Genomic DNA, 26,304 nt, shown 5'->3' with positions numbered 1-26,304 from the left:
GGTAGCGTTGACGTCACCCTGTCACCAGCTCAGACCAATGGTGGCGAGATCACCGCGACCACAAATGATGGTGAAACCGCAGTCGATACTGCGCCTGACACCACCGCACCAACAGGCTTACTAGGCGGAGCTGAAATCGTTATTGACGCTAATAACGATGGCATAATTGATATAGAAGAGAAAGGTACGAGCAACCAGACTGATGTAGTCATCGAGTTAGTTGAAGATAGTGGTATCGAAGTAGGTGATATATTAACTTTAACCAGTAATACAGGACAGACGATTGCTCCTATTACGATTACTCAAAACATGATTGCTGCTGGTTCAGTTACGTTCACTGGCGTTAACTTACCTGAGAATAATGGTGAGACCTTAGAGGTTAAAGCATCATTGTCAGATAGTGCAGGTAACATCAGTACTGATACAGCAGCATCGGATGAAGCAACATTAAATACTAACTTCTCTGTTGCTCCTGTTGCGCAATCTAAAACTGTCGCTATGTATGAGGACGGCAAGGGCTTTATGGGTAGCGATCCAACCGCTGCTAATGCAGTGAACGGTGACAATGCCAACCTAAACCGTCCTTCTATAACCATAGATGTCGGTACCCTGCAGCAACGCGATACAACTGCATTTGATATTTATATTCAGGAGAATGGCGGTACCTTTGTACTTTTACAGCCTAATCAATATTCAGTATCGGTAAATATTGATGGCTCGTATACCTATCAGACATTTAGTGCTCGTGACAATGGTACTTACAATGTAGTAGCTACACCTAAAGGTCAGTTACCTACAAATAGTATTGTGGCCAATGAGATTACAACAATTGAAGTAGGCTATAAGTTTACCGTAGCAGACTTCGGGTTCACTGATGCTAATGGTGATGGTTTGGAAGCAGTGATTATCACTAGCTTACCAACCAGTGGACAGTTACTACTTAATGGAGTAGCAGTAGAAGTTAATGATTCGATATCAGCTACTGATATAGCAGGTTTGTTATTCGTACCGAATGTCGATTATTCTGGTAACCCAACCTTTGGCTTCAAGGTGCAGGATGGCGGTGATAATGGTGCCAATATCTCTGCAGAAGCAACGATTACTATTGATGTAGTCGCTGTCGCTGATGGTCCGGTCATTGAATACACTTATCAGTCGCCCGTAACCAATGAGAACTTAGGAACACTCAGAGGTAACGGCGTCAACATGCAAATACAGAATACTGATCTAACACTCGATAAGAGTGCAAAAGGCGCTACAAACTTTAATTTCACTGATCTAAACCGTATCGATTATATGCCAGGAATTATTGATACAACGACTAAGAATGCTGGAGCTAATCAACTACTTCAAGGTTTAACTATTAATGGTTTCAATAATTATCAAGCAAGGCGCTATGATGGTTTTATTTACCTAGAGGCTGGCACTTATAACTTTAGCGCAAGAGATAATGCCGGATTAGTTTCAGCGGACGAAACGGTGTTATTGAAAATCGGAGGTACGAACGTATTAAAGAATAATGAATATAGAACTGAGCCAAATGCGAACTACGATTCAATGCCTCTAGTAGTGAACGAAGCTGGCTTCTACACTCTAGATATGTATTTTTTGAATCATAGTGGCCCTGGTGGGCTACCAAATCTGACTATTTCAGGTGGTAAGTTTAATAACACGCCATTGATTAACGATACAGCCAATAACAATGGTATTAAGCTCTTCAATAGCACTGCAGCAATTAACGCTGAAATAGCTAGTAAATTAGGAGGCGATTATCGACTCACCAACTTACTTGATAGTAAGGATGGCCGTAATGGACATTATGTGGTTACTAAGCTGAATCAAGGAGAGTCTAATAATTGGATAAAACTAAGTGATTTAAGCGATCAGTTTATTACTATCGATTTGTTAGATAAGGCTGGTACTACTGCAGAGACCTTACCAACAGAAAAGAGTGTTATCCTGTCTGGACTTCCCGTAGGTGCAATCATACGTGATGGTGGAACCAATAGCGTTGAGATCACGAGTGACACTCAACAAATAGATATTACTACTTGGCCTAGGAACCAGCTAGAAGTGTTTGTACCACCTAATTATGTGGGCAACAAGCTACCGATTACTATCAGCGCAGAGTCTATAGATGTTAATAATAATGTGCAGCAGAGTCAGACCAGTATTATTGTGCGCATCGTTAACGACAGCTCAGTATATACCGACACTTCTACTACTGGACAAGCGAATATCATCGCTGGTAGTGGTAACAATACGATGTATGGCGGATCTGGTGCTGACATCTTGAACGGCGGTGCTGGTAACGATATTCTCATCGGTGGTTCAGGTGGGGATGTCCGTGGTGGTGGTTTTGAGTATTGGGACTTTAGTTCAGCAGGTTGGTCGGCTACGAAAAATGCTGCTTCTGGTGACTCACCTGAATGGGTGATTATGCAGCCGACTGGTGCTACTAAAGCTGACTATAGAAAGCAGTTAGATATGGGTTCTTGGCAGGTTGGGGGTAAGCTGAGTGATTATAAAGATGACCCTAGTTATAACGGGGTCCAATATAATAAGATAGAGCTTAATAGACCAGATAAACGAAGTTATGCAGGAGTCACTGGCGCCGGTTCTTGGATTTTAGACAGTACTGCGGATTCTAATAACCAGTTAGATATTTGGCAGGATGTAAAAACGGCCCCCGGAGAAACCTATGAGTTAACCTTAGTGATTAGTCGTAATGGTGAGTCAACCATTAACATCATGTGGGGTGGGGCGATAATAGGGCAGGTTGCAGCCGGTCCTATGGGTTTGAATCCTACGGTAACTATGTTTAATGGCTTTACCGCTACTGCTACCAGAGATGGAAGAGGTACTGCAACCGCAAACGATGATATTGTGACAATCAAAATAGACGTAGTCGGCAATAGAGATGCAGCATTTACAGAGTTGCGATTACAATCAAATGCTAAGACTGGTGACGACCTAGGTAAGGCAATCTTCGACGTCAGCTTGAATGCAAAGGTTGCTGACGGGGCTGATACCTTAATTGGTGGCTACGGTAATGATTTGATCTATGGTCAAGGCGGTAATGACACCTTATACGGTGATTTTTCTGGCACGGGTGGAGCAGTTGATGGCTCTATTGGTAATGATGTCTTTGTCTTCTCAATGCTGAAGAATAATGGCAGTGATATCATCAAGGACTTCAGTATCGCCCATGATAAGCTATATATGATTGATCTTTTAGATGCCTTCCAAGGTTCAGGAGTTTATAATGCTACGACCAATCCTCATGTTACACGTTACCCTGGCGCTGATAACGATAATAATCCACAATCAACGAGCAAGTCAGATGATAATATTACCATCAAAGATTTAATAAGTGGCGCTGAGGGCAATAACTCGCAATATATTACGCTTAGTGCAAATGGTGTTGGTGATTTGGTGCTGTCGCTGACCGGTCGTGGTACATCTAAAGGCTCGGTCACTCTTGAAGGTATCAAATATGGTGTAAATGATAATAATGCCGATACTTATGGCACTGTTGCGGAGTTACTAGGAGCTAATGGTCATCAGCAAATCCTGTATGTCACTACCGATAGCTTCAACACGGGTGTGGATAATGACCTAACCACCTTGACCAATATCATGAACACGCCTTTTGGTGTTTAAGATATTGTTTATGATTTCTCTGTTGGTATAATCAAGAAAAGCGCTTCCACGACTGGAGGCGCTTTTTACATTTATTATTTAACCGCTTTACAAGATAGACTTTAGTAAGGTTTAATACATAAAAACCAAACATTTAATATCATTTATAGTGCTGATAACTGAAACTTCATATGAAAAACTTGCTAAATAAAAAACAGCGCTTTTATGCTCTGTCATTATGTCGACAGGTCATGCTGTTAGCGGCAGGGACATGCCTGTCTATCTATTCCCACGCTGTAGTAACAGATATGCGCATTAATAACTTAATCACCCAGTCCATTCAGACCCATCCTTTAGTAGGTTCAGCGCGTGCTAACCAAGAAGCGACGACAGAAGGCATCAATGCTGCTAAGCTAAATCTGCTGCCCACCCCGGGTATCTCATCAGGTTTTGACATCGACAATGACTTTGTCACACAAGTCACCATTCGCCAGCCATTATGGACAGGAGGGAAGCTGACAGCGGATGTCAATCAATCGATATTCGATGATAAAGCAGCGGTTGAGTATATCTATGAGCAACAAAACTTAGTCGCTAAGACCACCATTGATGCATGGCAAGGTTATATCCAAGCCATTGCTCAACAGGAGATACATCGTGAGGGCTTAAAGAAGCTTAACGAGTTTGAGGAGATGATGCAGCGCCGTGTGGGCCAAGGCGTCTCGGCACGTATCGAGCTTGATCTGGTAACCAATCGTATACTACAAGAGCAAAACGCTTATCAAGCCGCAGTAGAGCAGCAGCGTATAGCCACCGCTAGGCTCGAACAGATTGTCGGTGAGCCTTTATCACGTGGTAGTGCCATGAGCTTGCCTAACATTAAGACCTTGGTCAGCCAAGCAAAGCAGCAATCTACAAATTTTGAGCGCATGGCGTTTGATCAATCAAGTTTTTATAATCCCACTGTCGTAAAAGAGCATTTTCAGATTGAGTCTGCCAAACAAGGCGTCGAAGCCCAACAAGCATCGCGATATCCTACCGTTTATGCTCAATACGAGCACGCCTATTATCATGATGGTAGACGAGATGCCGATAAAAAAGACAAGGGTAAGTTCTCACTAGGACTAAACTACGCACCAGGTGCGGGGTTTTCTAATTTAGCTTTGGCACGAGCTTCTCAAGCACAAGTCAACAGTTTGGTTCAAAATCAAGAAGCGGCACGTCGTCGGGTCATCGAAGATGTGCAAGTACAGTATCAGCAGTTTGTCAGCGCCAAAGACCGTGAGAATTCATTGATTGCGGCAGTGGCAGGGGCGCAGATTGTGGTTAGTTCTTATCGTCGACAGTTTATTGCTGGTCGTAAGTCATGGCTAGAAGTGCTCAACGCTGTGCGTGAACACAATGATTATCAAGTGCAGTTGGTGCAGACCAGAGCCAGTCTACTGGGGGCGTTTCATCGATTACAAGTGGATTTTGGTGTGATGCCGTGGCAGAAATTTGCAGATAATCGTGAGCCTGTGAGCTTATTTAGTCCGCTAGATACCGTCAAAGAGTGGTTGAACAAAGACGATAAAAGTAGTGTCATGACTCAGACTAGCCAAGTTAGTGCTGAGCTTGGTTATCAATCAGACTCAGCAGAAGATTATATTGAAATTAGACTGCCTGCCAGCGCAGAAGATACGCTTAATAAAGGTCAATATATCATGCTAAATGAAGATTATAGTATCGCTCCTAATGAAGATTACAATGTCACTCCTATAGTAGATCAGGATAATACAATAAATAATTAAAGCCACAGATTTTCATGTTTAGCGACAAGGTCTTTTAGATAGGCAGCTATCTTAAATATTAAATAAGTGATTAATATGAGCGCAAACTTACAAGTGCCATCCTCTCAAGCTGCGGTTCAGCTTCAAACGCCGCACAATGGCGAGATTGATTTTACTGCAACGCTGACCGATGCAATTAGATATTTACTCACTCAGCAGGGTTATCCGATAGATAATATAAGACTGCACGATATCGTTGAGCGTCATAGTGAGTCATCTAATAGACAGGGTCAAAGCATTCATGAGCTAGGTGGTGTGATCGCGGTACTTGAAGGTATTGGCATCAAAGATAGACCTGAAATACTGGAAAATCCCGATGCTGCGTTCTTACCATTGCTTGCTTATCGCACGGATATAGGTTGGGGTGTGATCGATGGTCAAACCCCGCAAAAAAGCTGGAATTTTAGACAAGAAAACACACATACAGATAGCCGAGCTGATGAGCTGTCGTTGGTTCTACGTATTCGCTTAAAAGAAGACCACGTCAAGCAGAGAACCGCCTCATTTACTGATCTACTAAAATCGGATCTCGGTAACTATAAAGGTATCTTGTTTGAAGCTATTATCGCTACTTTTCTAATCAATATGTTGGCGCTTGCGGTGTCGTTATTTTCTATGCAGGTTTATGACCGAGTCATACCTACACGTAGTGAATACACGCTTATTATCTTAGCCAGCGGTGTGATGTTAGTGATCGTATTCGAAGCATTTATGAAGTTCTCGCGCTCTAGAATTATGGACAAAGTCGTGGTCGGCCTCGATCAGTACTTATCACGTGAAGTGTTCCAGCGTCTACTAAAAGTACGTATCGACCAGATGCCAGGATCAGTCGGTTCTATGGCAGCTCAATTACGAGGCTATGAGCAAGTGCGTAGTTTTTTTACTGCCAGTACGCTTTTTGGTTTAGTCGATTTACCAATGACTATTATTTTTATTAGTTTGGTCGCTTTTATTGGCTCACCATTGGTTGCTGTCGTTCCTGTAATCGCAGCAGCTATAGCCATCACTATGGGACTGTTTGCCCGCAAGCGTATTGACATTATTGCGGCAGAAGGCGCTACTGCTTCGTATTATAAAACAGGCTTATTAGTCGAGGCTGTGGAAGGGGTTGAGACTATAAAAGCTGGGGCTGGCAGCTGGAAATTCTTGTCTCGTTGGCTTGATGTGATGAATATCACCATCAAAAACGATTTGGATATGAAACACACCAATGACAATTTAACCTACCTCACCCAACTGTTGCAGCAAGTGAGCTATGTTGGGATTGTGATTGTAGGTTCTTTTGTAGTTATGCAAGGTGACATGACCATGGGTGGCTTGATTGCTTGCTCTATTCTCGGCGGTCGAGTGCTAGCACCTGTAATGGCGATACCAGGTTTGTTGGTTCAATATTCTCATGCCAAAGCTGCCAAACTAAATATTGAAACCCTATTTTCGCTTGAACAGGATAATCAGGGCGTGGCTTATCCATTATCACCTACGCATATTAAAGGTGCTTATCAGTGCGATAGCTTGGTGTTTAATTATCAAGGTAATGATAGGCCAGCGCTTGATGTTCATCAATTAGTGATTAAACCAGGAGAGCGCATTGCAATACTAGGGCCAATTGGCTCAGGAAAGTCCACCTTGCTCAAGGTACTTGCAGGTTTGTACGCGCCGACTAAAGGTCGTGTGCTATTAGATGGTCTTGATATACATCAAATCAGTCGCGAAACTTTGAGTGAACGCTTGGGGTATTTGCAGCAAGATCATAGGTTGTTTCAAGGAACACTGAGAGAGAACTTATTGATTGGCATGGCCGCGCCCAATGATGATGTCCTACAAGATGCTTTGAATAAAACTGGACTTATTAATCTTGTGGCCAGCCATTCAAGTGGTCTGGATCTGCCGATTAGTGAGGGCGGAAAAGGTCTCTCAGGTGGACAAAAGCAACTGGTTGCTTTCACGCGTTTGCTGCTGACCAAGCCTGACGTATTCTTGTTGGATGAACCTACCGCTTCTATGGATAATCGGCAAGAGCAGCGCTGCCTACAAGTATTGCAGCATGAGCTTACTAAAGGTCAGACTTTTATCGTCTCAACCCATAAGACTGCTCTGTTAGACTTGGTGGATAGGCTTATTATCATGGACAATCATCGTATAATCATAGATGGTCCAAAACAAGCGGTGCTCGATGATTTAAGAAAAAATGAGCAAGGTAGAAATAGGACTGTTATTCAAGAAAAAGATAGCATTGTGAATAAAAATGGTCAGCAACCTGCAGAAAGTGCAGCCAACTCTGCTCAAGAAAAGCCAACAGCAGCAGTTCCGAAAACCAAACAAATTAGAATAAAACCTATCATTACTAAAACAACTCCTAACGATCAAGGTAAATAGGTATGTCAGAATATAAATACACACCCACCAAACCCAATGTTGATCGTTCAAGACTGAGCATTTGGATTGCCTTAATAGGCATCATTATTTTAGTAGTATGGGCATCATTCGCCAAAATCGATCAAGTAACCCGTGCTAAAGCGACAGTTATTGCCAGCGCTCGGACGCAAGAAATTCAAGCATCAGAAGGAGGTGTGTTGACAGAACTGGCAGTGAGTGAAGGTGAAGAAGTGAAAGCTGGTCAGCTGCTGGTGGTATTAGAAGAAGAGCGGGCTAAAGCCGCCGTTGATAATTCTGCTTCCAAAACAGCTGCCCTAAAAGCCAAATTAGCGCGCTTAAATGCAGAAATTTTTGAGAAACCGTTGGTTTTCCCTAATGAAGTAGAAAACTATCCTGAATATGTACAAAACCAACGCGCGCTTTACAATCGACGTCGTCAAGCGATTAATGAAGACGTTTCATCTCTTGAGAAAATGCTGGTTTTAGCGCGGCAAGAGTTGAGAATGAATGAGCCATTACTAGAATATGGTGATGTCAGTCAGGCAGATGTGATCAAGCTCAGTCGTCAAGTTGCAGATATCGAAGCGCAAATTAATAATAAGCGTAATAAGTATTTCGAAGAAGCTCAGGCTGAAATGACTAAAGCTCAAGAAGAGCTCGATACAGAGCTTGAGCAGCTACGCGATCGCGCACAAGTTTTGGAAGAAAAGCGGCTAATGGCGCCTACAGATGGCAAGATTAAAAATATCAATGTGACCACTATTGGCGGTGTGGTAAAGCCAGGCGAAGTCATTATGCAAATCTTGCCGACCAGCAGTGATTTGATTATAGATGCCAAGGTTAGCCCTGCTGATATTGCCTACGTTAAAGAAGGTCAAGATGCGACAGTAAAGCTCGATGCATATGACTACTCTATTTTTGGCGCAATGAACGGTACTGTCAATTATATTAGTCCAGATACTTTAATGGAGCAAACGCCCAAAGGAGAGGAGCCCTATTATAGAGTGCTGATTGTGATTAAGGGTGCTGAATTTAAGGGCAGAGGTAATGAGATTGTCATTAAGCCTGGGATGACTGCCTCTGTTGATATTAAAGCAATGGAGCGTACAGTATTGTCTTACTTAACAAAACCTCTTACCAAAACACTGTCAGAAGGTCTCGGTGAACGCTAACCGTTCAATTACGAGCCTTTAATTAAAGGAATAGATACTAAAAAACTTCAGCAGTCGCTGGAGTTTTTTAATGATAAATTTGTAGGGCGTTCGCTTTTCGATAATCTTTAAAGCCTCACTCAGACCTTTCGATAATATATTCATTGCTACTAATCTCCGAGCCAGTTTTTTGTTGCTCCATTTGGTCAATCTTTTGTTGATTGCGCTTTTTTACTTCATCAATGGCGGCACTTAGGCGGTTATTCACTTCTTCTACTTCTGATTTCATTGAAAGATATTCTTTATCTATTTTAACCTGCTCTTTTTGGATAGGCACATCTGTATCGAGTAGACTTGCTTCATTTTTTATTGCGTTTAAAGTCTGGTTATTAGCTGAAGTTAAGGCGGCTTCTGTTGATATTAGGTTTTTATCATCTCTTAAGTCTTTGGCTGTTGTAGAGTCAGCTTTATCGTTTTTAGCTGTTAATGAGAGTTGTTCTTCAGGAGTAATGGCTTTGATCTGTTCAGAGTTGGTATTGAAATTCTTAATGGCTTTATCATTTTTTAGAGTAGTGGTATAAATTTTAGAATTAGAAGGGGAGTGACTATCATTGCTATCAATAGTAGTTAATGGCTCAGCTGTTTTTACGGTATTAGTTATTTCGCTGCTATTATTAATTTCTTTTGAGCTATCTTTATCAATATTTAGATAAAAAATAAAGAAAACGCCTACATGTACAAGTATGGCAAAGCATAGCGCCCAAATCCATTTCTCACGGAGTTTTACCATTATCTCAAATTACCTTTTTTCGTACTAAAGTTTTCTATGAATTGCTTAATTTTATCAAATGATAGCCTTTATTACCATTGGCTTAAATGATTGAAGTAAATAAGATTTATTAATTTTTAGGACAGTTCAGGATAAAACAAAAAAAGGCTGGATTAGCAATCGCTAACCTAGCCTTTTTATTTAACTATAGATAAGCTATAGCAATGCTCTAACCTTTGGATAAACCATATTGGCAGGAGACAAGATGTCATCTAGCGTCTCTTTATCCATCAGTTTTTCTTCTAATACGATGTCATACACACTACCACCAGTCTCTTGCGCTCTTCTTGCGACAAAAGAAGACGCGTCATAACCAAGATGTGGGTTCAGTGCAGTGACCAGCCCGATATTATTGAATACCTCGACACTACAAGCTTCGTTATTCATCATCAAACCATCGATACAGCGAGTGGCAAACATCTCACAGATATTGGCCAGCATGCTCATACCGGTAAACAAGTTAAAGGCAATCACTGGCTCGAAAACGTTTAGCTGTAGCTGACCGTTTTCTGACGCCATAGCGATAGTATGATCGATTCCCATCACATGGAAACAAGCTTGATTCACCACTTCTGGGATAACTGGGTTTACCTTACCCGGCATAATTGAGCTACCAGGCTGCATTTCAGGCAAGCGATATTGCGCCAAACCAGCACGCGGACCAGAAGACTGCAAACGTAAGTCATGGGCAATCTTAGATAAACGGGCAGCAAAAAGACGCAAATTCCCAGACAAAGCAACGTAAGCGCTGGTGTCTTGCGTCGCTTCAATCAAGTCTTCAGCGATATAATAAGGTCTGCCAGTCAGCTCGGATAAGCTCTTAGCAACCTCTTCCGAATAGCCAGCCGGTGCATTCAAGCCCGTACCAATCGCTGTACCACCCATATTGATTTCATGAAATAGCGCACGAGTAGATTCGATACGATCCATCTCTTTTTTTATCATGGTTGCAAAGGCATTGAACTCTTGACCTGCGGTCATAGGTACGGCATCTTGTAAATGGGTACGCCCCATTTTTAATTGATCAGCAAGCTCAACGCTTTTTTTCTTAAGGCTGGTATGTAAGATTGCCATCTTATCTAACAGGCGCACGCAGTAATCATCCAAAGCAACATTCATCGCCGTAGGGTAGGCGTCGTTGGTCGATTGTGACAGGTTGACATCGTTATTCGGATGGACATGCTGATAGTCGCCTTTTTCATAACCGAGGATTTCTAGCGCTCGATTGGCAATTACCTCATTGGCATTCATATTGGTTGACGTACCTGCACCGCCTTGGAACATATCTACGATAAACTGGTCATGATATTTATTATCGATTAAGTCATCGCACGCCGCTGCAATAGCGTCTTTAACCGTGTCGTTTAATACGCCTACTTTATTATTGGCAATAGCCGCTGCCTTTTTAACGGTGGCAAAGGCACGAATAAAAGTAGAAAACTGGTTTAAGCGTACACCACTGACGGTGAAGTTTTCAAAAGCACGTAAAGTTTGGATGCCATAGTAAGCATCAGCAGGGACGTCACGATAGCCGAGTAGATCATGTTCTTGGCGAGTAGCAGTAGTCATTCAATAAAATTCCTTTCAATAAAAAGCCCTGATTAAGACGCAGTGAGACCGTCATTTATTAAAATGACAGTGGTTGTATCATATTGGTAAATCAATTCAATCAACATTCAAGCATAAGCCTTTTATAAGGCGATTAATAATGAATATTTATTGTATTATGCATAATAAAACAAAAATTTTTATATTATAAATGGTTGATGATGAATGCTTGTGATTAGGCAAATGGGTTGAGCCATATGCTTAACTGCCGTGCAATGCTAACCCAAGCCCTCACTATTAATTCAGATTACGCTCAATTAAGTGTGGCAAGTCAGCCCTGTGAGTATGGTAGGGTAAGTGATTAGCAATGATAGTTACTGATGTAAGCACGAGTAAAAATACAGGCAGGTATCTACTGTACTATGTTTAGACGATTAAAGCGATAAGGTATTGCACCTTATGCCTTTAAGATTAACAAGCAAAGACGAGGCGTTCGTTCTTTGCTCTAATGATTAGGCTAAATATTCAGGTTTCAGATTTATGAATGAGCTTTAGGGTTTTGCTCTTATGTTTTCTGTAAGTACGCCCATGCCATAAAATAATAAGGCAATAAGCGTCAAAGCGACGATAAATGGCGTCAACAGCCAAATCACGATATTGATTAATAATGACGATAATAAACCATTAAAGATAATCGTATGAGGAGCGATAAAATCGGTGACGACATCGACGGCACGCTTAGCAATCGGGAAGAGTAGAGTGCTGATGGCCAAAATATAGATATATTTTGCAAAGTCAGGATTGCTTGATAGGACAATAAAGTGAAATCCTAAGTAATACATAATACCTAATGCCCAACATTTGAGAGTGTAGCTTAAACGAATCATGTGACTTCCTCCCCAATATACTGGTGATTTTCTACTCCATTAGAAACGCGCATAATAAATGCAAAATAATGAATATATTTTATATATGTTATATTATGAATACATAGGTAAAGTCAATGATTTTCTATACTCACTATCTACTTGCTCGCTATTTATATACATAATATATAAATAGCCTAAGCAATAATATACTAAAGGAATGAGATATGTGGAACGAGCGTTATAATGAAGCAGAGTATATCTTTGGTACTGAACCTAATGATTTTTTAAAAGATGAATTTAAGAAAATAGCAGCAGGTGGTAAGGTTTTATGTTTGGCTGAAGGCGAAGGTAGAAATGCGGTGTTTTTGGCTGACCAAGGCTACGAAGTGACCGCCATGGATGTGTCTGAAGTAGGTTTGAATAAGGCATTAAAGCTGGCGCAAGATAGAGGCGTGGAGATTCATACGCAGGTTGCCGATTTAGCCGACTATGAGTTTGGCGAAGTACAGTGGGATGGTATTGTTTCTATCTGGGCGCATTTACCTAATTTGGTTCGTCGGTATGTTCACGCTCAGATTGTAGCAGCGTTAAAGCCGAATGGGATATTTCTCCTTGAGGCTTATACCGAACAGCAGCTAACCATGAATGCTGTCGGTGGACCTCCGGCAACGCAAAAAGAGCGTTTTGGTTCGTTAGCAGTCTTGCGTGCCGAGCTGGCAGAGTTAGAAGAAATAACGGGTATCGAAAGGCAGCGCATGATTTCAGAAGGTACGCGTCATCAAGGTTTGAGCGCTGTGGTACAGTTTATTGCCAAAAAAAGATAGTGAATTATTAAGTTAATTAATTATTCAACAACCTTTGGCGGTAAATAAATAGTGAATGTATTTAATGGCTCAATGAGCACGCTATAAGGGTGATTTTGCTCTGATAGCGTGACAATGCCTAAGTCTGATAACAGCTTGAAATTGGCAGCAATCAAAGACGCTGGCTGAACTTCAAGTCTTTTATGCCAAACTCGATAAGTACCAAGTTTGCCATCACAGCGATGATAAAATCCTGCTAGCGGATGTGTCAAATAAACAAGCGCCGATTCGGTATCAGGAAAACCTGCGAATGAAAAAGTCTCTGTTGTATTCTGTGCAAGCGATACCGACGCCGCTGCCCATTCTGATTCAGCGTTCACAGAATATTTTACATACTTGCCAGTTGCGGCATCAAATTGACAATCAAAAGTCATTTTCGCGCTATGCCAAGGCAGGCTCCATAAGTATCTTGGCACTGCTAATGTCCAAGAATCTAAAGTCGTGCCCAAAAACCACACACAGCGCTCACCCGTTTCTGTATCGATGATATAAATACGGTAGTTGGTCTGTCCCATGGTGAAGGTTGGAAAAGGATAAACCGTGGAGGTAAAATCAACATCGATAAAGGGTACGACAGAAATCAAACCTTTTTCTTCACCGTCTACCATTACCGTATCGAGCTTAAACCTAGCAGGAAATATGCTATCAAACCTATCTGCTGGCACTGCATAAGTGATAATAGAAAAATGCTTTAGACCGCAGACAACGTCCATACCTGTTGGCTTAGGTCTGTCATATAAATAATCCTTAAAACGTCGTAGTTCCTGCACGATATTTCCTTATAAATATTAATTTTACGCGCTAATTTATAAACGTGATTGTCAGCTTTGATAATACAGCTAATACCTATATCTATGAGTATAAATGATAGGCTGGCGATTCATTCTAATTGTTTAATTTCAAGTATTTAATCATAAGTACTTAATTCTAGGCATGCAATTCACCGCTCGGACTGATACCAACACAACATTGTTCCAATGACTTTCTTTATTGTTAATGAAATATGGTATGCATAAAAAAGAGCCAGTAGTTTGACTACTGGCTCTTTTGTTTTAAATAAATTTGAATGAGAATATGGATTTTATTCAAATAACTAATATGCATTATTTATAATTATAATTTGCAGTTAACTTTATACTGTTGACCATTGTCTGATTTGATGGTCAAGACGCCATAATCAGCTTTGGTGTGCCAGTCATAAGTAGTTTTAGGATTAACGTTATTTACATAACGCGCGCCAGAGCCTGATACAGCCTGTTCCATAGTAACTTTGGCATCTTTTAAGCCAACTTTAGGCAAAGTAACGTTAGCATTAACAGCTTGACCATTAGCGGTATATGCAGCAGTAATCATACCGTTGTCTTCACAAGTGAAGGACTGAACTACTGGCTGAGCATTGGTCGTTGGCGTAGTAGTAGTCGGTGCATTGGTTGCACAAGCAGCTAGTAATACAGCAAAAGGCGCTACGGCTAATAATTTTTTCATAATATCTCTCAATGTTTATCAAAATTGGTGTGAATTTTATTTGTTACGCTAAGCGGTATAATACAACAAAAAGTGTAATTTCATGTTGTGGTTCGAGCTTAGGAAAGTAACATTGGCTAGCGGATTTATGACTAGAGTACATGGATAGTCAAGCTTTGCTCACTATAAGTCTGCTATGTCTCTGATATTAAGCCTTTGTTTTTATTTGCCTTTTATTTAATACAAATACCAATACTGCACTTAAAATAACCGAGCTTGCGATAATAAATTCTAAGGTAAGCTGCTCAGACAAAAACACCACGCCCATAATTGCTGCAAGTACGGGAACACAAAGCTGTACCACCGCAGATTGAGTCGTTTTTAGCAGCGGCATGGCCACATACCAAATACTGTAGCCGATGCCAGAGGCGATAGCACCTGATGCTACCGCCAGTATGACACCCGTCATGCTTATGGTTGAGAGGTAACTCATACCGATCAGTGCCAATATCGGCACAGCAACTAGACTTCTTAAAAAGTTAAAGCCCGTCGTTCTCAAGGGCGATACACAGGTTTTGCCGCGTATGCTATAGATACCCCAAGCGGCACCACTGATTGCCATCATCAGCGCGCCAGATAAGGAAGGCGTCGCAGCAGATGGCAGCATCAAGTAAACAAAGCCTATCAATGCTATCAAAAGCGCTAGCCACTGTATTCGATTAAGTGGCTCTTTATTATAAACTCCCCAACCAATCATGGTGAGTTGCACAACTGCAAACAAAATAAGCGCGCCCGTGCCAGTATCAAGCACTTGGTAAGCCACTGAAAAACACAGCGCATAAATCACTAAGCTGATAGCACTAAGCCAATCGCCTTTATCTGTTAGTACAGCAGGATCAAAGTTGCCCGTATGTTTTAAAGCAGTCCGTTTTAAGCTAGTCCTTTTTAGAGTGTTTTGTCTTAGATAGTGAGCTTGTGCCATCATGATTAGCCCAAGGCAAGCGGCGCCACTTAGCAAGCGGATAGCGGTAAAATTCCAAGCATCAATCGCACCGTCTGCCAATGCCATTCTACAAAGTAATGAATTGGCGGCAAAGGCTACTAAGGCGGTTGTCGTATATAAGGCGGCTTTCAAAAATAATTCCTACAATCATTAACAGCATTTTTGGATAAAATAGAGCAGTTTTAAGTAAAGTAGTATGTGTTAAGCACATTGAGCAATTTTGATGCGGTAATCCTGCCAAAAATAATAACAAGGAAAAATACATGGATTGGGCAAGTATCTTTATTTATGACACCACATGGGCATTTGCCGCCGAAATACTCATACGCGTTATCGTGATGTTTATGCTTATTATTTTGTTTTTACGCTTTACTGGTAAGCGCGGCGTGCGGCAGCTGTCTATCTTTGAGCTGACCATTATCTTATCATTAGGCTCTATCGCCGGTGACCCGATGTTCACTGAGGACTTGCCCATTATCCAAGCGGTACTGATTATGAGTACGGTGATTTTGCTTTATCGCCTGTGTACGTGGGCGATGATGAAATATCAGCCTTTCGAAGATTTGTTAGAAGGGAAGTCTTTATATATTGTCGAGGACAGTATGTTGGTTCTTGATAAGATAAAAAAGGGCGAAATGTCGCACGATGAGTTTTTTGCCGAAATGCGCCAGCAAGGGGTTGAGCATTTAGGGCAAGTGCGGACGGGCTTACTTGAGACAGATGGTCAATTTAGTCTATTGTTATGTTCGCCTGAGGACACCTGCTATGGCTTACCGCTTTTTCCTAAGCAGTATCAGCCTGTCGAGCAGATAGAGCCAGATGTCTATTATGCTTGTATGTATTGTGGCTATGTGGATTTTATTTCAAACCCTAATCAAGCATGCCAACGCTGTGAGAATGAATGTAAAAACTGGGCGAAAGCTTTAAATAATGAAATTGTTAGATAGTTAATGAATGGCACTGCATTTAAGCATCTTTGTTAGACAACCTGACTGTATTAAATAGCCTAAGCATTTTTATTGAATAAAATCACACTAATGACTTTAATAATTTTACTACTTGTTGAACCCGCTCATCTCTATTACCGCCGACACGTTGAAAAGTCTTATTATGCAAGGTTAATTGGCTGGCAAAATAAGCACTAATGTCTTCACGCTGATGCGGGCTATCACGCAAATCATCGGCGACCCACGGGATATCAACGTCGGTCAATAGAATCATATCGTAATGGTGCGCCAATGCTGCTTTGGTAAGTCCTTCCGGGCAATCGCCATAATACCAGTTGGAATATACCATCAGCTCAAATAGACTGGTATCGCAAAATAAATAATGGTTGTTATCAGAGAGTTTGGCGGCTTGTTGAGCGAGTTTGTTTTCTAAATCAATTTGACCTTGCGCAATGGGCAATAAGTCATCCCAAGTACAGGTCAGCTGCTCATTATCCCATTTTGCTTGCAGATAGGTGCGCATGTATTCTGGCACCCATGGGCAGCCAAAATACGCAGCCAAATCACGGCATAACGTGGTTTTACCAGTGCTTTCTGCCCCCAATATAGCGACATTAATAACGGATTTAGGCGTATGCTGCGTAAGATTGCAGGCGGTAGCGTCGTTGCCATTCATAATATGCCCAGATTGCAATAAGAGTGAAGACTACATATTGTAGCGCAGTAAAGGTCAGACCTTTATAAAAGTATAGCGGTACGGAAATAGCATCGGCGATAATCCATAGCAGCCAATGCTCAATTTTGCGCCGCGCCATGAGCCACATTGCCATTAAAAACAGCGCGGTGGTCAGCATGTCTGTGTAATCAACCCACGTAAATAAATGCACACCAAGCTCAGCGTCATTAAAGCTAAAGTTATTATTGATGACGGGTCTAAAATAATAGACCAAAGCGACAAAAGCCATGGTCGCCGCCGCCAGTGCGCTCAGTATGGGCACATCTTTTTTGCTTAAATGCTCAACTTCAATAGCATATTGAGCATCCATATTTTGCACGCGCTCATCTTGCGGCTGGCTAGTGGGATTTATATGATCCTGATGCTTTTTAATTTCTATATTGTTTTTATTTTGTGTCCAGTTTATCCAGCCATAGATACTCATGACGCTGTAATAAGCATTGATAAACATATCACCGAATAATTGCCATTTCCATAGCAGGTAAACAAAGATGGCGGTGCTCACCAGCCCAATAGGAAAAACCAAAATATTGGTCTTGCTGGCAAGTAAAACGCTGCTGACCCCAAATATTACCGCAATCAATTCTAAGGCAATAAATAGGGTCGGGTAGTCGGCATATTGCCCGAATAGCCAATTTAGGAGTTCCGCCATTGTTATTCCAAAGTCAAAAAGTAAAAAGAAAGAGTGGATAATATCAGTTAAGTTGATAAAAATTTAACAAGTCCGTGGCAATTAATGCCAATGAGTGGCAGTCAGTCGCAACCAAGCGAATCTATGTTGAATAAAATAATGCAACCAAGCCATGCTAATGAACGCTGATTATAGCGCAGCTGTTAGGAAATGAAGCCAATCTTTACTTATTCTCGTCAAGAAGCTGATTATTTGTAACAAAGTATTAGAAAAATTATATTATTCAGGCATAATAAAGGCACTTATTTTAAGTTTACAGTTATTCACCGAAAATTAGACGACTGTTGTTTTCTCCACTTTTATGCTTATTGCAAGCACCATCGTAGTAGACAAGGAAGCGCATCATGACGACTTGTATCACGGGCACCGGCCTGTATATTCCCCCTTATAGTATTAGTAATGAAGAACTGGTTGATTCATTTAACCAGTATGTTGATAATTATAACGCCAAACATGCTGACGCGATTGAAGCAGGAACGGTTACGGCGCTAGAGCATTCATCAGCGGCCTTTATCGAAAAAGTATCTGGTATCAAATCACGTTATGTGATGGAAAAAGACGGTATCTTAGATCCCGAAATTATGGCGCCTGTGATTCCTTACCGCAATTTGGGTGAAGAGCTGTCTATCATGGCAGAGATGGGTGCAGCAGCGCTAAAAGACGCCTTGGCTGACGCAGGTTTAGAGGCCAATGATTTAGACGGTATCATTCTTGCCTGCTCAAATTTCCAGCGTACTTATCCTGCGGTTTCTATCGAGATTCAAAATGAAATTGGTATGGTTGGCGGCTTTGCTTACGATATGAACGTGGCTTGTAGTGCGGCGACTTTTGGTCTATCACAAGCACATGGCTCAATCGTGTCGGGTCTAGCTAAACGCGTTGCTGTGGTGAACGTTGAGATTACCTCAGCACATCTAAACTGGCGAAACCGTGATAGCCACTTTATCTTTGGTGATGTAGCAACCGCTTCTATCGTTGAAGAGCTAGACACACCAAAAGGTTATGAGATTTTAAGCACCAAGTTGTTCACCCAGTTTTCAACCAATATCAAAAACGAATACGGCTTTATGGACCGCTCTGAGTTCTTAGCGGCGCAGACTGAGATGTATCCGGATATCAAAGAACCAGTCACTGACAAACTGTTTTTGCAAAATGGTCGTAAAGTTTTCCGTGAAGTTTGTCCAAAAGTTTCAGAGATTATCACTGAGCATCTGCAAGAAAACGACATCGCAACGTCTGACGTAAAAATGATGTGGTTACACCAAGCCAATGCCAATATGTTAGATCTAATCTTGCGTACAGTCGTTGGACGTGATGCCGACAAGGCGATTGTGCCGAGTGTTATCGCCGAATTTGCCAATACTAGCTCAGCCAGTCCGATGATTGTCTTCCATCGCTATAAAGATGCGCTAAAATCTGGTGATTTGGGTGTGATTTGCTCATTTGGTGCGGGCTATTCGATTGGCTCGGTACTGGTTCGTAAGGTATAAGACTTTATTTAAAATCTGTGGTATCTATCATAATAAGAAAAAATAGCTAAGAGCACTCTTAGCTATTTTTTTATGTCCGCTATTTATAGCTTTTTCTGGACTGTTTTTGTGCGCTATGTTTACTGATTTTTTATTGGCTGCGAAGCTAGGGCTAATATTTAGGCATAATCTGCGATAAAACAGCCAGTTTGCAAATATTATGGCAAGATTGCTTAGAGGTTTTAAATTAAGCGAAAAAATTTGCTATAATCATTCTCTTATTTTACTCATTTTAAAAAAGTCCTTTTATGAAAGAATCCTTACGCCTGCGTTTAGATCAGATGGTAGACCGTTATGAAGAGGTCACCGCCTTATTATCAGACCCGAGTGTCATCAGCGATAATAATAAGTTCCGTGAATTGTCCGTCGAACACAGCGACTTGATGGATATCACCACTTTATGGCAGAACTATGTGCGTGCAGAAACGGATCAGGCGGATGCAGAGGCGATGCTAGCAGAAGCTTCAGATCCTGACATGAAAGAGATGATGCAGGATGAGATTGACAGTGCCCGTGACACCATTGTAGAGATGGAAGAAGCGCTTAACGTCATGATGTTGCCAAAAGATCCCAATGATAAAGTGCCTGCTTTCTTAGAAATTAGAGCGGGGACAGGCGGTGATGAAGCAGCGATTTTCTCGGGTGACTTGTTCCGTATGTATCAAAAGTATGCCCAAACTCAAGGTTGGACGGTAGATATTCTGTCGGCCAATGAGGGTGAACACGGCGGCTATAAAGAGATTATTACCCGTGTGTCGGGCAATAGCGTTTATGGTCGTTTAAAGTTTGAGTCGGGCGCTCACCGCGTCCAACGTGTGCCTGAGACCGAAAGCCAAGGCCGCGTGCATACCTCAGCTTGTACGGTTGCGGTTATGCCAGAGGTTGAGATTGATGATACCGTCGATATCAATCCTGCAGACATTAAAATGGATACCTTCCGCTCAAGTGGTGCCGGTGGTCAGCACGTTAACACCACGGACTCTGCGGTACGTTTGACGCACATTCCAACTGGTACCGTGGTAGAGTGTCAACAAGAACGCAGTCAGCATAAAAACCGTGCGCATGCGATGAAAATGCTGGTGTCCAAAATCCAACAAGCAAAAGTACAAGCACAGGTCGATGTGGCGGACTCAATACGTCGTGACTTGGTCGGTAGCGGCGATCGCTCAGAGCGCATTCGTACTTATAACTTCCCGCAAGGTCGCATGACTGACCATCGAATCAACCTGACTTTATACAAGCTTGATTCAATTATGGAAGGTGACTTGGATGAAATCCTTGATGCGCTGTTACGCGAACACCAAGCAGACTTGATGGCCAGTATCGGCGGCGGTGATTAAGACAGTTAAAAGCTGATTAACCTAAAAGCTGTAAACCATGCCGATAAGCCAGTTATTTATGATAGTAAAACTAAGGTATTGATTATGATAAATGACTGGTCAACTTCAAAACAATCCTTTAATGGCATTGTGTTAATTATATTGACTATGTTTATGGCATTTTGGTTATCTGCTTGTAGCGTAACGCCCGCAACTTCGACAGCGCCACCATCGTCTTCTGATAGCGCTTCATTAGTTGAAACAGCTGATCCATTGACTTACCAAGCATGCGCATATCCGCCTAATGAGTTGGTACAAGGATGTAACACAAAAGGTGGAACGTTTTTGCAGCAAGGTAGGCTTGGCTGTTATCAGTGTGTGCTGTCTTATACTGATGCCGGTAAAGTTTGCCAAGATGGTTCTGATTGCCAAGGACAATGCAAAAACACGGGTGAATTTATAGATTCACATGCCAATAATCAAAAAGGGCAATGTGCCAGTGATAGCAGCGTTTTTGGCTGTTATCAGACGATTGAAAAAGGTGTGGCACAGCCTGCTATTTGTGTCGATTAGTTTTACCGCTTTTTAGTATGAAAAATTAATAAGTATTATTGAGCTTCCTTATTTATATGTTTTATTTGAACGTCTTATTTTAATTTACTTCGTTTATTCCTTTAATTATCTAATAATTTTGAGAGTGTTATGTCAAAGCCTAATAATCAAAATCAGCAAAATAATCAAGAGCAAGTTCCAGAAGACGCTAACGAGCTAATTGCTCAACTACAAGCTAAACTAGATGAAATCACCGCGTCAGGTAAACAACCTTATCCTAATACCTTTAAGCGCACGGATTACGCTCAGGATTTGCAAACGGCTTTTGGTGGTATCTCAAAGCAAGAAATCGAAGATAAAATTGCCAACGGTGAAAAAACTCAGGTAAACGTTGCCGGTCGCGTCATGCTAAACCGTGGGGCTTTTATTGTTATTCAAGATATGACAGGGCGTATTCAGTTATATGTGGCACGCAAACAGCTAGATCCAGAGATATTGGCGACTATTAAATCGCTAGATTTGGGTGATATTGTTGGCGTATCTGGTTATATCGGTCGTTCTGGAAAAGGCGACTTATATGTCCATATTGAAGAATTTACTCTATTGACGAAAGCACTACGTCCGATGCCAAATAAGTTCCATGGCTTAGCCGATGTCGAAGCGCGCTATCGTAATCGCCATCTTGATTTGATGACCAACGAGACAACTCGCGACACCTTTGTGATACGCAGTCAGGTTATCAGCGGTATTCGCAAGTTTATGTTGAATGAGCGTTTTATGGAAGTTGAAACGCCTATGATGCATCCTATCCCAGGTGGTGCAGTTGCGCGTCCGTTTGTGACCCATCATAACGCTTTGGATATGCCGTTATATTTGCGTATCGCGCCTGAGCTGTATCTGAAACGCCTGGTGGTTGGTGGTTTTGAGAAAGTATTTGAGATTAACCGCAGTTTCCGTAATGAAGGTGTGTCAACCCGTCATAATCCTGAATTTACCATGATTGAGTTTTATCAGGCGTATGCTGACTATCACGACTTGATGGATTTGACCGAGCGCTTGTTCAACGAGCTGGCGATGGACATTTTGGGTACCACTGAGCTGACTTACCAAGAGGAAGCGATTAGCCTAAAAGCACCTTTTGAGCGTTTATCAATGTCTGATGCGATTGCTAAGTATGCAGAAAATTTCGATATGGCACGCATTAATGACCGTGACTATCTTGCAGAATATGCTTCAACGACCCTTAGACAACAAGTAAAAGACGTCTTTGGTGTGGGCAAATTGCAGACCATTATCTTTGAAGAAACCGCTGAACATCAGCTACGTCAACCGACTTTTATCACAGAATACCCTGCTGAAACGTCACCACTGGCACGCCGTAACGATGATAATCCTGAGATTACTGATCGCTTTGAGCTATTTATCGGTGGTCGTGAGCTGGCCAATGGTTTTAGTGAGCTTAATGATCCTGCCGATCAAGCCGAGCGTTTCCATGGTCAAGTCGCTGAAAAAGACGCTGGCGATGATGAAGCGATGCATTTCGATGAAGAGTACATCGAGGCCTTGTCTTATGGCTTACCGCCAACAGCAGGCGAGGGTATTGGTATCGATCGTTTGGTGATGCTATTTACAGACTCGGCCAGTATTCGTGATGTGATTTTATTCCCGCATATGCGCCGCAAGCATGAAAGCTAGACTGCTTTACTTGCCATAAATCCACGCTGGGACTAAACTGAACATAAGAAGGCTTTTTCTACTTTTAAAGGAATGGTCTCAAGTTCTTTATGAGACCTTATGTATAGGGATATTATGGACACTCAGCAAGTACCAGCGTCGATTTGGCAGCAGATGATTCAGCAGAATTTTTTATCTTTGTACGACTTAACCCCAGACAAAATCCCTGGCCCTGAGTATCTTCAGGGTTATGATTTTGTTTTTGAGTTTTCTAATGCCGTGGTCTACCTTATCGTCAATGATGTAACGATACAGGCTGATAGGCAGGATATCGATAGTACTCAGGTACGTACGTGGAGAAAAGAGGTTGTTAATCAGCTGATTAAGCAACATGCTCAGCTTTATCTTAAAAGTGATAAGGCGCTTGCCTATAAAGATGAATCTAAAAACAAATCTAAAAATGAATCGGCATCTGACCAGATGGCAGATAAAGCGATTTATTTTATTGGTTTGACCTCACTTTCGGTTCAGCATCAAGACATTGGTGAAAAAAACAGCGCTCAGAGTACTTATCACAACAGCTACCAAAACAGTTATCGTAATAACCATCAGAGCAAGGCTTCAGAAGCCGCCTCTTATGCGGTTGGCTATGAATATGGCAGTCAGTTTTTTGCGGAAGACTGTGTGCTAGATTTGGACGATGAAGAAAGTGTTCTACAGGTATTCAGCTATCAGAACTTCACTGAGATACTCAAGCAGTTGGTAACGCCCAGTGATTTAACGGCGTTTTTAGACTTTCATCGCCGTAAGCTTACTGGGTTTGAATCGTTTCAAGACGAATCAACCTTGCTTGTACAGTTCTTGCAGTCGCCAGATTTTCATCAAAGGGCGATTGAAGTTCAAAAACAACTGGTCAGCCATAACTTAATAGCGCAGATTGAACCACGATTGTTAAAAGCGGCAGAGCCTGAGCAGGCGGAATTTGCTAAAGCATTGATGGCAGAGATTCAAAAGAATACACGCATGTGGTATCGGCTTTTTAATAGCTTAGTCAGAGAGTGTTATGACGCCGGTACGCCACTACCAAAAGAGCAGGTTGATATTTTGGTCGACGAGTCGATGTATACCTATGCTTGTTTGGTAGAAAAAATCTTGGCTCACAGAACGATTGACCAAGATTCACGCTGGAGCGGCTACGTGCGCCATGAGCATTCTTATAATGTTTTTGGGCGTCATTATCTGATGGTGTTTTATGCGCAAGATGATAACAGCTCGTTAAGTGCCGACAAGGTGCGTGCAGGCCATCAAGATTTGTTATTTGAGCTCAATGCCCAAATGCAGCAACCTGTTATGCAAGATCTATTTTTGATCGGTGTCGACGTCAGACCTTGTGAAGATAGCGTGAATACTGAGGTTCATCTTGACGCATTTCATCAGCATGGCTCGCTTATCGATGCAAATACCCAGCGTTTGTACCAACAGTTGGCTGAGCTGCGAGCTCAATCATAACCTATTCTAAAATCCAGTTTTGATGCTTAGCTTCAATATTTAGCTTTGCTATCTGGTTTTAAGATAAATCGCTGATTTGATGCTTTATTTATATTACTACTCACATTGGCATTCATTATGACGCAGCAATATCAAGTTTTAGCGCGCAAATATCGTCCAAAAAACTTTCACGAGTTGATTGGGCAGTCACACGTCTCACAAGCACTGATTAATGCGATTGATTATAATCGTCTGCATCATGCTTATCTATTTACCGGTACACGCGGTGTCGGTAAGACCACTATCGCGCGTATTTTGTCTAAGTGCTTAAACTGCGATACCGGTATTACCAGCACCCCATGTGGCGTCTGTGATAACTGCGTGGCGATTGATCAAGGACGTTTTATTGATTTGATCGAGATTGATGCCGCCTCCCGTACCAAAGTTGAAGACACGCGCGAGCTACTTGATAACGTGCCGTATGCGCCAAGCCAAGGTCGCTACAAGGTATACCTGATTGATGAGGTGCATATGCTGTCGACGCACAGCTTTAATGCGCTGCTTAAAACCTTGGAAGAGCCACCTGAGCACGTCAAGTTTTTACTGGCCACCACTGATCCGCAAAAACTGCCCATCACGATTATCTCGCGCTGTTTGCAGTTTGTGCTGCGTCCTTTATCGCAAAGCTTGCTTAGTGAACACCTAGCCAATATCTTAACGCAAGAGCAGGTAGGTTATACACAGCCTGCGCTTTGGCAATTGGCCAGTGCTGCAAAAGGTTCGGTTCGTGATGCGTTATCATTGACCGACCAAGCGATTGCTTTTGGGCAAGGTGCGCTCGATGATGTGACGGTTAATGCTATGCTTGGCTTAATTGATGCCGCTGATTTGGTGCGTTTAATCACAGATATTTATAATCATGATAAGTCAGCGGTTGCCACTCATATCGAGCAGATGCGTGCGCAAATGGTCGATGCGACCAGTATGTTCGATGGTTTGGCTGAGCTGTTACATCAATTGGCATTAACGCAACTGCTGCCTGAAGTTGCTCTTAACGTCAATGAGGTGCAAGCGCAGGATATTAATCAGCTTGCCCAGCATATGAGCCCTGACGTTTTACAACTGTATTATGAAATAGTGGTACAAGCACGTGAAGGCGTCAAACTTGCTAGCACACCGATGCAAGCGCTTGAGATGTGCATTCTACGTCTATTGGCTTTTCGTCCTTTACCCGTTGATGAGATTTTAGCGAACGTACCTGATAGCACCATACCACCTAGCTCTATATCATCTAACCCTGAACTATCTGGTTCTATAGCTTCGGTAGAAGCCGTTACTTCTACTAATGCTACAGCTGAATCCAATACAGCATCAATAAATGAAAATACTGTTGAGGCTTCAAATACTAATGCGCTGTTAAATAGTAATGAGCATTTAGTATCAGCGCCTTTATTAGTGCCAACATCAGCTCTAATGTCAGGGTCGTTATCAGAACAGCAGTTAGAGCCAGTAGCGGAATCAATACCGCCGCTACAAGACTATGATGCTGATTATCCGACTCCAAATCAAAATGAGGTCGAGTCATATAACGCAAGCTATGATAATGCGGAGTTTGACCGATATAGTAGTTATGGCAATGATGAAAGGTTAGATTTATTAGATAGCAACGTTAGCACTGAACCTGTTGTTGAGCCTGAACCTGTTGTTGAGCCTGAACCTGTTGTTGAGCCTGAACCTGTTGTTGAGCCTGAACCTGTTGTTGAGCCTGAACCTGTTGTTGAGCCTGAACCTGTA

General features: G+C 42.0%; 19 protein-coding genes and 1 pseudogene. 12 read left to right on the top strand and 8 right to left on the bottom strand.

From position 1 onward, the window contains the following. The 4 genes and pseudogenes from FHS24_RS02070 to FHS24_RS02055 all read left to right on the top strand — a co-directional run. Positions 1-3,663: pseudogene (locus FHS24_RS02070) on the top strand (hypothetical protein); the annotation flags it as partial. A 287-nt stretch (positions 3,664-3,950) separates the two neighbouring features. Next, positions 3,951-5,432, top strand: coding sequence for a TolC family protein (locus tag FHS24_RS02065; protein WP_406947796.1), 1,482 nt, complete (start codon positions 3,951-3,953; stop codon positions 5,430-5,432). 75 nt (positions 5,433-5,507) lie between these two features. After that, positions 5,508-7,847 (top strand): type I secretion system permease/ATPase, encoded by a 2,340-nt coding sequence (locus FHS24_RS02060; protein WP_183618319.1) that lies wholly within the window; start codon positions 5,508-5,510, stop codon positions 7,845-7,847. Between the two features lie 2 nt (positions 7,848-7,849). After that, a complete protein-coding gene (locus FHS24_RS02055; RefSeq protein WP_183618318.1) occupies positions 7,850-9,019 on the top strand; it encodes an HlyD family type I secretion periplasmic adaptor subunit in 1,170 nt (389 codons plus the stop codon). A 115-nt stretch (positions 9,020-9,134) separates the two neighbouring features. Here FHS24_RS02055 and FHS24_RS02050 read toward each other — a convergent pair whose 3' ends face one another. The 3 genes from FHS24_RS02050 to FHS24_RS02040 form a co-directional block, all read right to left on the bottom strand. Further along, a complete protein-coding gene (locus tag FHS24_RS02050) occupies positions 9,135-9,788 on the bottom strand; it encodes a hypothetical protein (RefSeq protein ID WP_183618316.1) in 654 nt (217 codons plus the stop codon). Positions 9,789-9,983: 195 nt separating this feature from the next. After that, a complete protein-coding gene (locus tag FHS24_RS02045) occupies positions 9,984-11,396 on the bottom strand; it encodes an aspartate ammonia-lyase (RefSeq protein WP_183618314.1) in 1,413 nt (470 codons plus the stop codon). Positions 11,397-11,926: 530 nt separating this feature from the next. Then, positions 11,927-12,262 (bottom strand): hypothetical protein, encoded by a 336-nt coding sequence (locus tag FHS24_RS02040; RefSeq protein ID WP_183618311.1) that lies wholly within the window; start codon positions 12,260-12,262, stop codon positions 11,927-11,929. Between the two features lie 206 nt (positions 12,263-12,468). Between FHS24_RS02040 and FHS24_RS02035 the strand changes: the two genes are divergently transcribed. Then, on the top strand, positions 12,469-13,068 hold the full coding sequence (locus tag FHS24_RS02035) for a class I SAM-dependent methyltransferase (protein ID WP_183618309.1): 600 nt from the start codon (positions 12,469-12,471) through the stop codon (positions 13,066-13,068). Positions 13,069-13,088: 20 nt separating this feature from the next. Here FHS24_RS02035 and FHS24_RS02030 read toward each other — a convergent pair whose 3' ends face one another. The 3 genes from FHS24_RS02030 to FHS24_RS02020 all read right to left on the bottom strand — a co-directional run bounded on the left by FHS24_RS02030 (position 13,089) and on the right by FHS24_RS02020 (position 15,706). Beyond that, positions 13,089-13,877 (bottom strand): DUF2071 domain-containing protein, encoded by a 789-nt coding sequence (locus tag FHS24_RS02030; protein WP_183618307.1) that lies wholly within the window; start codon positions 13,875-13,877, stop codon positions 13,089-13,091. A 343-nt stretch (positions 13,878-14,220) separates the two neighbouring features. Beyond that, positions 14,221-14,592, bottom strand: a complete 372-nt coding sequence (locus FHS24_RS02025; protein WP_183618305.1) for an MliC family protein — start codon at positions 14,590-14,592, stop codon at positions 14,221-14,223. A gap of 187 nt (positions 14,593-14,779) precedes the next feature. Next, complete coding sequence (locus tag FHS24_RS02020) at positions 14,780-15,706, bottom strand: DMT family transporter (RefSeq protein WP_183618303.1); 927 nt, start codon at positions 15,704-15,706, stop codon at positions 14,780-14,782. Positions 15,707-15,837: 131 nt separating this feature from the next. Between FHS24_RS02020 and FHS24_RS02015 the strand changes: the two genes are divergently transcribed. Continuing rightward, on the top strand, positions 15,838-16,521 hold the full coding sequence (locus FHS24_RS02015; RefSeq protein WP_183618301.1) for a DUF421 domain-containing protein: 684 nt from the start codon (positions 15,838-15,840) through the stop codon (positions 16,519-16,521). An 82-nt stretch (positions 16,522-16,603) separates the two neighbouring features. On the opposite strand, the gene FHS24_RS02010 is transcribed toward FHS24_RS02015, so the two are convergent. Both FHS24_RS02010 and pnuC read right to left on the bottom strand, forming a co-directional pair. Then, on the bottom strand, positions 16,604-17,197 hold the full coding sequence (locus tag FHS24_RS02010) for an AAA family ATPase (RefSeq protein WP_183618299.1): 594 nt from the start codon (positions 17,195-17,197) through the stop codon (positions 16,604-16,606). Then, complete coding sequence (gene pnuC, locus FHS24_RS02005) at positions 17,148-17,909, bottom strand: nicotinamide riboside transporter PnuC (RefSeq protein ID WP_183618297.1); 762 nt, start codon at positions 17,907-17,909, stop codon at positions 17,148-17,150. The genes FHS24_RS02010 and pnuC overlap by 50 nt, the downstream gene beginning before the upstream one ends. Positions 17,910-18,292: 383 nt before the next feature. Between pnuC and FHS24_RS02000 the strand changes: the two genes are divergently transcribed. The 6 genes from FHS24_RS02000 to dnaX all read left to right on the top strand — a co-directional run. After that, positions 18,293-19,438, top strand: a complete 1,146-nt coding sequence (locus FHS24_RS02000; protein ID WP_183618295.1) for a beta-ketoacyl-ACP synthase III — start codon at positions 18,293-18,295, stop codon at positions 19,436-19,438. 287 nt (positions 19,439-19,725) lie between these two features. Further along, positions 19,726-20,817, top strand: a complete 1,092-nt coding sequence (gene prfA / locus FHS24_RS01995; RefSeq protein ID WP_183618293.1) for a peptide chain release factor 1 — start codon at positions 19,726-19,728, stop codon at positions 20,815-20,817. Positions 20,818-20,901: 84 nt separating this feature from the next. After that, on the top strand, positions 20,902-21,369 hold the full coding sequence (locus FHS24_RS01990; RefSeq protein WP_183618291.1) for a hypothetical protein: 468 nt from the start codon (positions 20,902-20,904) through the stop codon (positions 21,367-21,369). 129 nt (positions 21,370-21,498) lie between these two features. Next, positions 21,499-23,043, top strand: a complete 1,545-nt coding sequence (gene lysS, locus FHS24_RS01985) for a lysine--tRNA ligase (RefSeq protein WP_183618289.1) — start codon at positions 21,499-21,501, stop codon at positions 23,041-23,043. Positions 23,044-23,157: 114 nt separating this feature from the next. Continuing rightward, on the top strand, positions 23,158-24,531 hold the full coding sequence (locus FHS24_RS01980; RefSeq protein WP_183618286.1) for a hypothetical protein: 1,374 nt from the start codon (positions 23,158-23,160) through the stop codon (positions 24,529-24,531). Positions 24,532-24,648: 117 nt separating this feature from the next. Next, the coding region (gene dnaX, locus FHS24_RS01975; protein WP_183618285.1) for a DNA polymerase III subunit gamma/tau at positions 24,649-26,304 on the top strand (1,656 nt) is incomplete at its 3' end.

Source organism: Psychrobacter luti, assembly GCF_014192115.1.
Taxonomy (GTDB): Bacteria; Pseudomonadota; Gammaproteobacteria; order Pseudomonadales; family Moraxellaceae; genus Psychrobacter; species Psychrobacter luti.
The sequence above is the reverse complement of the archived record's forward strand: the minus strand, read 5'-3'. Positions and strand labels throughout refer to the sequence as shown.

Bases quoted from the DNA above. Each gene is read 5' to 3' on its own strand.
- FHS24_RS02065 (WP_406947796.1), top strand. From the start codon at position 3,951: ATGCGCATTAATAACTTAATCACCCAGTCCATTCAGACCCATCCTTTA.
- FHS24_RS02060 (WP_183618319.1), top strand. From the start codon at position 5,508: ATGAGCGCAAACTTACAAGTGCCATCCTCTCAAGCTGCGGTTCAGCTT.
- FHS24_RS02055 (WP_183618318.1), top strand. From the start codon at position 7,850: ATGTCAGAATATAAATACACACCCACCAAACCCAATGTTGATCGTTCA.
- FHS24_RS02050 (WP_183618316.1), bottom strand. From the start codon at position 9,788: ATGGTAAAACTCCGTGAGAAATGGATTTGGGCGCTATGCTTTGCCATA.
- FHS24_RS02045 (WP_183618314.1), bottom strand. From the start codon at position 11,396: ATGACTACTGCTACTCGCCAAGAACATGATCTACTCGGCTATCGTGAC.
- FHS24_RS02040 (WP_183618311.1), bottom strand. From the start codon at position 12,262: ATGATTCGTTTAAGCTACACTCTCAAATGTTGGGCATTAGGTATTATG.
- FHS24_RS02035 (WP_183618309.1), top strand. From the start codon at position 12,469: ATGTGGAACGAGCGTTATAATGAAGCAGAGTATATCTTTGGTACTGAA.
- FHS24_RS02025 (WP_183618305.1), bottom strand. From the start codon at position 14,592: ATGAAAAAATTATTAGCCGTAGCGCCTTTTGCTGTATTACTAGCTGCT.
- FHS24_RS02015 (WP_183618301.1), top strand. From the start codon at position 15,838: ATGGATTGGGCAAGTATCTTTATTTATGACACCACATGGGCATTTGCC.
- FHS24_RS02010 (WP_183618299.1), bottom strand. From the start codon at position 17,197: ATGAATGGCAACGACGCTACCGCCTGCAATCTTACGCAGCATACGCCT.
- pnuC (WP_183618297.1), bottom strand. From the start codon at position 17,909: ATGGCGGAACTCCTAAATTGGCTATTCGGGCAATATGCCGACTACCCG.
- FHS24_RS02000 (WP_183618295.1), top strand. From the start codon at position 18,293: ATGACGACTTGTATCACGGGCACCGGCCTGTATATTCCCCCTTATAGT.
- prfA (WP_183618293.1), top strand. From the start codon at position 19,726: ATGAAAGAATCCTTACGCCTGCGTTTAGATCAGATGGTAGACCGTTAT.
- FHS24_RS01990 (WP_183618291.1), top strand. From the start codon at position 20,902: ATGATAAATGACTGGTCAACTTCAAAACAATCCTTTAATGGCATTGTG.
- lysS (WP_183618289.1), top strand. From the start codon at position 21,499: ATGTCAAAGCCTAATAATCAAAATCAGCAAAATAATCAAGAGCAAGTT.
- FHS24_RS01980 (WP_183618286.1), top strand. From the start codon at position 23,158: ATGGACACTCAGCAAGTACCAGCGTCGATTTGGCAGCAGATGATTCAG.